The sequence below is a fragment of the Pseudarthrobacter sp. NPDC059871 genome, assembly GCF_042731175.1.
In the GTDB taxonomy this organism is placed as follows: Bacteria; Actinomycetota; Actinomycetes; order Actinomycetales; family Micrococcaceae; genus Arthrobacter.
In genome coordinates this window covers 3,689-5,293 of record NZ_JBHWJV010000022.1, presented here as the reverse complement: position 1 = coordinate 5,293, position 1,605 = coordinate 3,689, and the positions used below count along the sequence as shown (strand labels likewise).

Annotated in this window: 1 rRNA gene; it reads left to right on the top strand. The window is 57.2% G+C overall.

From position 1 onward, the window contains the following. A 16S ribosomal RNA gene (locus ACFV4R_RS20085) occupies nucleotides 1-1,338 on the top strand; the annotation flags it as partial. Nucleotides 1,339-1,605 lie beyond the last annotated feature (267 nt).

Genomic DNA, 1,605 nt, shown 5'->3' with positions numbered 1-1,605 from the left:
ATCGCATGGTGGTTGGTGGAAAGCTTTTGCGGTTTTGGATGGACTCGCGGCCTATCAGCTTGTTGGTGGGGTAATGGCCTACCAAGGCGACGACGGGTAGCCGGCCTGAGAGGGTGACCGGCCACACTGGGACTGAGACACGGCCCAGACTCCTACGGGAGGCAGCAGTGGGGAATATTGCACAATGGGCGGAAGCCTGATGCAGCGACGCCGCGTGAGGGATGACGGCCTTCGGGTTGTAAACCTCTTTCAGTAGGGAAGAAGCGTAAGTGACGGTACCTGCAGAAGAAGCGCCGGCTAACTACGTGCCAGCAGCCGCGGTAATACGTAGGGCGCAAGCGTTATCCGGAATTATTGGGCGTAAAGAGCTCGTAGGCGGTTTGTCGCGTCTGCCGTGAAAGTCCGGGGCTCAACTCCGGATCTGCGGTGGGTACGGGCAGACTAGAGTGATGTAGGGGAGACTGGAATTCCTGGTGTAGCGGTGAAATGCGCAGATATCAGGAGGAACACCGATGGCGAAGGCAGGTCTCTGGGCATTAACTGACGCTGAGGAGCGAAAGCATGGGGAGCGAACAGGATTAGATACCCTGGTAGTCCATGCCGTAAACGTTGGGCACTAGGTGTGGGGGACATTCCACGTTTTCCGCGCCGTAGCTAACGCATTAAGTGCCCCGCCTGGGGAGTACGGCCGCAAGGCTAAAACTCAAAGGAATTGACGGGGGCCCGCACAAGCGGCGGAGCATGCGGATTAATTCGATGCAACGCGAAGAACCTTACCAAGGCTTGACATGAACCGGAAACGCCTGGAAACAGGTGCCCCACTTGTGGTCGGTTTACAGGTGGTGCATGGTTGTCGTCAGCTCGTGTCGTGAGATGTTGGGTTAAGTCCCGCAACGAGCGCAACCCTCGTTCTATGTTGCCAGCACGTGATGGTGGGGACTCATAGGAGACTGCCGGGGTCAACTCGGAGGAAGGTGGGGACGACGTCAAATCATCATGCCCCTTATGTCTTGGGCTTCACGCATGCTACAATGGCCGGTACAAAGGGTTGCGATACTGTGAGGTGGAGCTAATCCCAAAAAGCCGGTCTCAGTTCGGATTGGGGTCTGCAACTCGACCCCATGAAGTCGGAGTCGCTAGTAATCGCAGATCAGCAACGCTGCGGTGAATACGTTCCCGGGCCTTGTACACACCGCCCGTCAAGTCACGAAAGTTGGTAACACCCGAAGCCGGTGGCCTAACCCTTTTGGGGGGGAGCCGTCGAAGGTGGGACTGGCGATTGGGACTAAGTCGTAACAAGGTAGCCGTACCGGAAGGTGCGGCTGGATCACCTCCTTTCTAAGGAGCGCCTACAGTTCACTGTCCTGGATGTATGTCTGGTGGTGGTGGTTGTCAGGAGAATGCCCGTTGCACGGACGAATGTTTCGTGGCGGGTGCTCAAGGGTGGAATATCAATGAATAGGTGCCCGGTGTTGCCGGTGGTGTTGTGAGTACGGACTGATCCTTTGGGGTTGGGTTCCTGGAAAGCGGCTGCTGCTGGTGGTGGTGGGTAGTGTTTGGCACACTGTTGGGTCCTGAGGCAACAGGACCGGGAAGGCCCCTTGT